Here is a 6,249-nt window from a genome sequence, read left to right as displayed (position 1 = left end):
TACCCGACACTGTCAGCAGCCACGCCGAGCTGACCGAAACCACATAGGAAACACTCCGGGAAACCGGGGGAACCTCAGCCGAGGGCATCTGGTCCAACCTGCGCATCGCCATCCTCAACTTCGCCGTCCGCAGCATTGACGAGCTCACCGCTCTGATCAAGCACCGGCTCAATCACATGCAGTACCAGCCCGAGCTCCTGGCCGGGTTCATCGCCCAGACCGGCCTCATGATCTCCGAGCCGATGTAACGCTCGGCTTTCTCGCTCAGTACAGCAACACCGCCTTACGCGAGCACACACCACCGACTCGCATCTGCCATCTGACCAGGGCGCCAGCCTGCCGACCTGGGACGTGCCGTTGACTCGTAATGAAGGGATCTGAGGGTCGAACCTTTCAGTTAACCTAATATCAGTGGTGGACCGGACAAATCGGTCAAACTTCATACCGGATCCTCTGCAGAGGCTGCCGGTGGCGGAGAGGATGTGAGGACCACGCTGTTGCCGTCCAGCCCCGCGTGCGTATTGGTGCAGATGGAAGCACAGATCATCGGCGACGCTCCCTCCTATCGCCGCATGCGCCGTCATTCTTTGGGGCCAGTTGCGATGGCCACGATCGAATCGGTGCCGCAAAGGGTGCGCGCGCTCCTCGACGAGGTTCCTGCCACGGCCGAGGAAGGTGTACAGCTCCATCTTGTTCACGCGGGTCGCCTCGCCGTTGAGCAAGGTCGCGGCGCGACGGTGGCGAGCGCAGGGCAGGTGCTCTTCTACGACGCTGCGAGGCCATTCCGGTTTGAGTACCCGGACCCGTTTTCGGTGTCCATCGTGCAGATACCCAAACGAGTTCTCGGGTTCGACTCATCCCGGCTGGCTGCGCTCGCAAGCCACCCGGTGGGTGCCCGGTCAGGTATCGGATTTGTGCTCGGAGCCCTCCTGTCTCGCACTGCTCAAGTGGGGCAGAATCTCGACCCGGTTGGCCGTGAGGCAGTGGCGGCAGCCATAGTCGACGTGGTCGCTCTGCTGGGCGACTCGCAGCTCGGGCGCACTCCACCTGCTGAATTGCATCAGCGAGGGCTCGCCGCTGCTGCGAATGAATACATCCTTTCGCACCTTGCCGACCCTTTGCTCGGGCCGGACGTGATCGCGCGAGAGCTTGCCGTTTCCGTCAGGACGTTGCACGCGGTGTTCGAATCCGAACCCGACACCGTCGCGCGCACGATCGCGAAGCTGAGGTTGGGAGCCGTCCGACGGAGCCTTGCCGACACGTCATTCAGTCATCTGCCGGTGAGCGCGATCGCCCGCAGCTGGGGGTTCACGAGCAGCGCTCACTTCAGCAGGTCATTCAGGCAGGCCTTCGGTATGTCGCCGACGGAATGGCGCAGAGCCGCCCTTGGCGGGAACCTGACTGATGAGCCGTAACTCTGCGGGGTCGGTCCGCGCGTGGTCTCCGGACATCGGCATCGGCGACGGGGAGTTCGGAGCAGCGTCGGGGTCTCGTCCTCGAAGCGGTGCGCTCGAAGCGGTCATCGACATCTTCGTCGAGTCGATACGGGTCGCCCGGCCCGAGATCTCGTTCGCGGACGGACAACGGTTGTCGGCCATAGCTGATGCCCTTATCGCTGCCTGCGCACAGACCGAGAGCGAACCAAGATCACTGAGCTGCGCAAGCGAAGTGAGAGACCGCGCGCACCTGTACGTCTCAACACATCTGCGAGATCCGGAGTTGAGCGTCGCGGGTGTCGCCCGACACCTCGGCATCAGCGTTCGCGCGCTACATCTGGCGTTTGCGACCGAGCCGGAAACGATCGGGAGTTTGACCCGGCGGCTCCGGCTCGAGCGCGCGCGTGGTGATCTCCTGATCGAGCAGAGCGAGCGCGGACTTGTTGGAGTGGTGAGCCGGCGTTGGGGATTCAGCGGTCCCGCGAGCTTCGCTCGCGCGTTCCGCCGGGAATTCGGCTGTTCGCCACTCCAGTGGCGGCGCTCGAAAGCCGTTCCCGATCAGTAGACCGGGCTCACGCTTGCCCGTGTAACAGGCAGCGCGTCGCAGAAAACCTTCGCGATCTCGTGCAACCGTTCGACAGGTGTTCCCAGGCGACTGAGCTGGATCAGACCCTGTGAGACGAGCAGGATGTTCGCGCTGAGTGCGGAGATTCTGTCTTCGTCGACATCGACGATGTCCGGGCCGGTCGCGGTGCGGAGACGGTCGGCGATGCCTGCTTCCATCTGTTCGGTGGCCCGGGTGCTGATCGCCACGACCTCGGGCACGCGGTCCCCAAACTGCGCGATGCTATTGAGCATCAGGCATCCCCGACGATCGGGATGGGATGCGCAATCGGCGATGATCGCTTTGAAGAGTGTGTGCACGGCCGACCGGACGGACCCGGGGGCCAGCAGGATTACCTCTCGCACGAATGCGGTGCGGCGTTCGCAGTATCGGTCGAAGACGGTGAGGAACAGCCTCATCTTGCTGCCGTAGGCGGCGTAAATGCTGCCGTTTCCGACCCCTGTCGCGGCTGAGACGTCTTCCACTGAAGTGCGATCGAATCCTTTGGACCAGAACAGTTCCAGCGCGGCATCGAGCAAGGCCGACTCGTCGAACCGTCGCGGACGTCCCATCTACCCACGCTACCAACAAAGAACGTTTATGAGCCACGCCGAACGCGTTCCACCGTGAAGAGCGTGCTCGTCGTCTCAGGGGGATGAAGACGCGTGGGCGGACTGGGGACGGACCGGACTGGCCGACATCCACCTGCCCGGCGCCGAGTCCGGGCTGCCGCAAGCCACCCCCTACGGGGACCTGCGCGAGACCGTCGATGTTACCCGTCCTCGCCGATGGCGCTCGCCGATTGACTCTGAGTGCTGCACCTCGATGCACTTCGTGCAGGATGTTGATTGTGGAGGCGAGATTCCATAACCATGACTGGTGCGGCTCACTGTTCCGTCCCTCCGGCGGTCGCAGCGTGTACAGCGAACTGGTGCTGTCCGGAGAGCGCGCAATCCGTGTTGCGTCACACCTCAAGGCTTGACGGGTTCAAGGGGTTGGCCCAAGATCTCGAAAGAAAGGGATATTCGTGTCTGAAACTCCCACGATCGTGCTTGTGCACGGCGCCTTCGCCGATGGCGCCAGCTGGGCGCCCGTGACGCTGCGGCTGCTCGACCAGGGCTACAAGGTCCTGGTACCCCCCGTCTTCAACCGCAGCCTGTCCGGTGACTCGGCTTACATCAAGTCGTTCGTCGAGCAGATCGACGGACCGGTCATTCTCGCTGGCCACTCCTACGGGGGTGCCATCATCACGGTCGCCGGTGTCCCCGACAACGTCGTCGGGCTCATCTACGTGTCCGGCTACGCCCTCGAGGAGGGCGAGAGCCTGGGACAGCTGCAGGGCGGATTCCCCGACTCTGAGCTCGCGGCAAACCTCGTCTACTCCCCGTACCCGATCGAGGGCGGCGAGCCCGGCACGGATGTGTCGGTGAACATCGATGCGTTTCCCGCCGTGTTCGCCGCCGGTGTCGACGCAGACAAGGCGAAGGTGTTCGCGGTATCGCAGCGGCCCCTATCGGCGATCGCGTTCGGAGAGCCCGCATCGGTGGCCGCGTGGAAGACCAAGCCGGGCTGGGGGATCGTCTCCAGCGCCGACCGCACGATCAATCCCGATGTCGAGCGCTTCGGTTACAAGCGGGCCGGGCTGCGGAAGGTGATTGAGATCGATGCTCCTCACCTGGTGATGCAGACCCACCCGGCCGAGGTGGCGACGTTCATCACCGACGCGATCGCCGAACTCGGCTGACATCCAACCTGGCACACAAGGAAGAAGGCACGCCCATGGTAGGAAACCCCTTGGGCATCTCGCTTGAGAAGGCGGCGCAGGAGTTCGTCGATGCGACCTCGGAGCCCCCGTTTCTCTACCAGCTTGCTCCAGAGGCGGGCCGCAAGGCCGTCGACGGAGTGTAGGACAGCCCGATCTTCAAACCCGAGATCGACGAAGAGTGGATCACCGTCGACGGCGGCCCCACCGGTTCGGTGAAGGTCCGCATCGTCAAGCCAGAAGGCGCCGTCGGAACCCTCCCGGTGATTATCTACACCCACGGCGCAGGCTGGGTGTTCGGCGATGCGCACACCCACGACCGCCTCGTACGTGACCTGGCCGTCGGCGCGAACGCGGCCGTGGTCTTTCCCGAGTACGACCGATCTCCGGACGTGCACTACCCGGTCGCGAACGAGCAGTCCTACCGTGTGGCTCAGTGGGTCACCACCGATGGCGCCGGGAAGGGGCTGGACTCTTCGAAGATCGCTATTGCCGGTGACTCGGTCGGCGGCAACATGGCCATCGCTCTGACGCTCATGGCGAAAGAGCGCGGTGACGTCTCGTTCGTGCAGCAGGTGCTGTTCTACCCGGTGACCGACGCCAACTTCGACACCGCTTCGTACACGGAGTTCGCCGAAGGGTACTTCCTCACCCGTGAGGGGATGAAGTGGTTCTGGGATCAGTACACCACCAGTGAGCAGGACCGCGCGCAGATCACGGCCTCGCCACTGCGCGCGACCACCGAGCAGCTGACCGGACTGCCGCCCGCACTGATCATCAACGCGGAGGCCGACGTTCTGCGGGACGAGGGCGAAGCGTTCGCGGGCAAGCTGCGCGAGGCGGGCGTTCCCGTCACGCAGGTGCGGTACGCGGCGATCGTTCACGACTTCGTGATGGTCAATTCCATGCATGACACTCACGCGGCCAAAGCCGCCGTCGCGCAGGCCGTCGCCGTGCTCAAGGAAGCCCTGCACGGCTGACTCAGGCGTCGGTGCCGGGGTCGACATCACTGGCCCGGCACCGACTCGGCACTTGGACGACATCGTCCCTCCAGGCCACAGATCCACGCGCCGTCTGCTCAGCGCTCACCAACCCACCCGTAGCCCCTTCCTTCGCGGCAGGAGCCATGAGCGGCACAGGCAACCGCGCGGCCCCGCTGCCGAGCCCTCCTGCGGTGCACCAGTCGCAGGTTGCGCCGCATGCGGCAACTGCATCGGGTCTTGGTGCCCACGAGTTCAGGCGACGTCGCTATGAACTCCTTCTTATTCGGTTCGCGGGCGCGTCTGTTCCCTCCTGGCCGTGTCCGATCCCGTACCCGCACCGAAGTTGCATCGGCGCTCGGTGACCTCACTCACGTGGCCCATGACAGGGCCACCGAAAGGACCTTCATCATGCGATTCCGGAGAACACGACTGCGTAAGTCTCGTGTGCTGGCCGCCGCATGCGCCCTGGCCGTCGCCGGGGTGGTGGTGTCGGCCACCCAGGTGGTCGCGCAAGCCACTACCACCGCGAAAGACCACGGTCCCAAGCCGACGATCGTGCTCGTACACGGTGCGTGGGCGGACGCGTCGAGCTGGAACCCGGTGATCAGTCGCCTCCAGCACGACGGTTACACCGTGGCCGCCCCGCCCAACCCGCTGCGCGGCGTCGACTACGATGCGCAGACCCTGAAGAACTATCTGGCCACCATTCAGGGCCCGGTCGTCCTGGTGGGCCACTCCTACGGCGGCATGGTCATCACCAACGCTGCCGCGGGCAATCCCAATGTCAAGGCCTTGGTCTACGACGACGCCTACATCCCCGCCAAGGGCGAGACCGTATTCCAGATCAACGCCGCCCAGCCCGGTTCGTGCGTCACCGCCGACCCATCGACGTTCCTGAACCTGGTGCAGTACCCCGGCTCTCCGCAGGGCGACTACGACGCCTACCTCAAGGTCACGCCCAACGGCGCCTACCAGGGATTCGCGGACTGCTTCGCCAACGGTGTCCCCAGCGCCCAAGCCCGGCTCCTGGCGGCCGGCCAGCGCCCCTTCGCTGTCAGCGCCGGATCCGAACCCTCCGGTACGCCCGCCTGGCAGACCATCCGCTCGTGGGCCGTCGTCGGAACCGCCGACCATGTCATTCCCTCAGCCGAGCAGTTGGCCATGGCCACCCGTGCGGGCGCTCACATCACCAAGGTCAAAGCCGGTCACCTATCCCTCATCACCCATCCCGGCGTGGTGACCGACGTCATCCTCGACGCCGCCCGAGCGGCCGTCCGCTCCTGACACGATCGCCTCTAACCTGCATGACGCAGCCGCCGGAGGCGCCCACACGCTATTCCCACGTTTCGGGGGGCTCTGGCCCACTTTCGGTGGTGACGGAGCGTGTTAGTTCGTGTTGGTCCATGGCTATCTCGGGGTGCTGTGTCAGCGTGACACCGGTGTGACGTAAAGGATCTTGCGGGG

Annotated in this window: 6 protein-coding genes; 5 read left to right on the top strand and 1 reads right to left on the bottom strand. The window is 64.7% G+C overall.

What is annotated here, in order from left to right; translation table 11 throughout:
* The first annotated feature begins 482 nt into the window (after positions 1-482).
* Positions 483-1,415 carry a helix-turn-helix domain-containing protein gene (locus tag ACSDR0_RS49025; RefSeq protein WP_435295858.1) on the top strand — a complete coding sequence of 311 codons (933 nt, stop codon included), beginning with the start codon at positions 483-485 and terminating at the stop codon, positions 1,413-1,415.
* The gene (locus ACSDR0_RS49020) at positions 1,405-2,001 is read left to right on the top strand and encodes a helix-turn-helix transcriptional regulator (RefSeq protein WP_435295857.1); all 597 of its coding nucleotides are present in this window, start codon (positions 1,405-1,407) and stop codon (positions 1,999-2,001) included. Before ACSDR0_RS49025 ends, ACSDR0_RS49020 begins: the two co-directional genes overlap by 11 nt.
* Here ACSDR0_RS49020 and ACSDR0_RS49015 read toward each other — a convergent pair.
* Positions 1,995-2,612, bottom strand: a complete 618-nt coding sequence (locus tag ACSDR0_RS49015; protein ID WP_435295856.1) for a TetR/AcrR family transcriptional regulator — start codon at positions 2,610-2,612, stop codon at positions 1,995-1,997. The genes ACSDR0_RS49020 and ACSDR0_RS49015 overlap by 7 nt on opposite strands.
* Before the next feature lie 482 nt (positions 2,613-3,094).
* Here ACSDR0_RS49015 and ACSDR0_RS49010 point away from each other — a divergent pair, with 482 nt between their 5' ends.
* From ACSDR0_RS49010 to ACSDR0_RS49000, 3 genes are all read left to right on the top strand, one after another.
* On the top strand, positions 3,095-3,784 hold the full coding sequence (locus ACSDR0_RS49010) for an alpha/beta fold hydrolase (RefSeq protein ID WP_435295855.1): 690 nt from the start codon (positions 3,095-3,097) through the stop codon (positions 3,782-3,784).
* A 233-nt stretch (positions 3,785-4,017) separates the two neighbouring features.
* The gene (locus ACSDR0_RS49005; RefSeq protein WP_435295854.1) at positions 4,018-4,782 is read left to right on the top strand and encodes an alpha/beta hydrolase; all 765 of its coding nucleotides are present in this window, start codon (positions 4,018-4,020) and stop codon (positions 4,780-4,782) included.
* A gap of 411 nt (positions 4,783-5,193) precedes the next feature.
* Entirely contained in the window at positions 5,194-6,069 is an 876-nt protein-coding gene (locus ACSDR0_RS49000; protein WP_435295853.1) for an alpha/beta fold hydrolase, read from the top strand.
* The last annotated feature ends 180 nt before the right edge of the window (positions 6,070-6,249 follow it).

Origin of the sequence: Streptosporangium sp. G11, assembly GCF_051192615.1 — a bacterium.
Taxonomy (GTDB): domain Bacteria; phylum Actinomycetota; class Actinomycetes; order Streptosporangiales; family Streptosporangiaceae; genus Streptosporangium.
This window is presented reverse-complemented; position numbering and strand designations above follow the sequence as displayed.

Bases quoted from the DNA above. Each gene is read 5' to 3' on its own strand.
- ACSDR0_RS49020 (WP_435295857.1), top strand. From the start codon at position 1,405: ATGAGCCGTAACTCTGCGGGGTCGGTCCGCGCGTGGTCTCCGGACATC.
- ACSDR0_RS49015 (WP_435295856.1), bottom strand. From the start codon at position 2,612: ATGGGACGTCCGCGACGGTTCGACGAGTCGGCCTTGCTCGATGCCGCG.
- ACSDR0_RS49000 (WP_435295853.1), top strand. From the start codon at position 5,194: ATGCGATTCCGGAGAACACGACTGCGTAAGTCTCGTGTGCTGGCCGCC.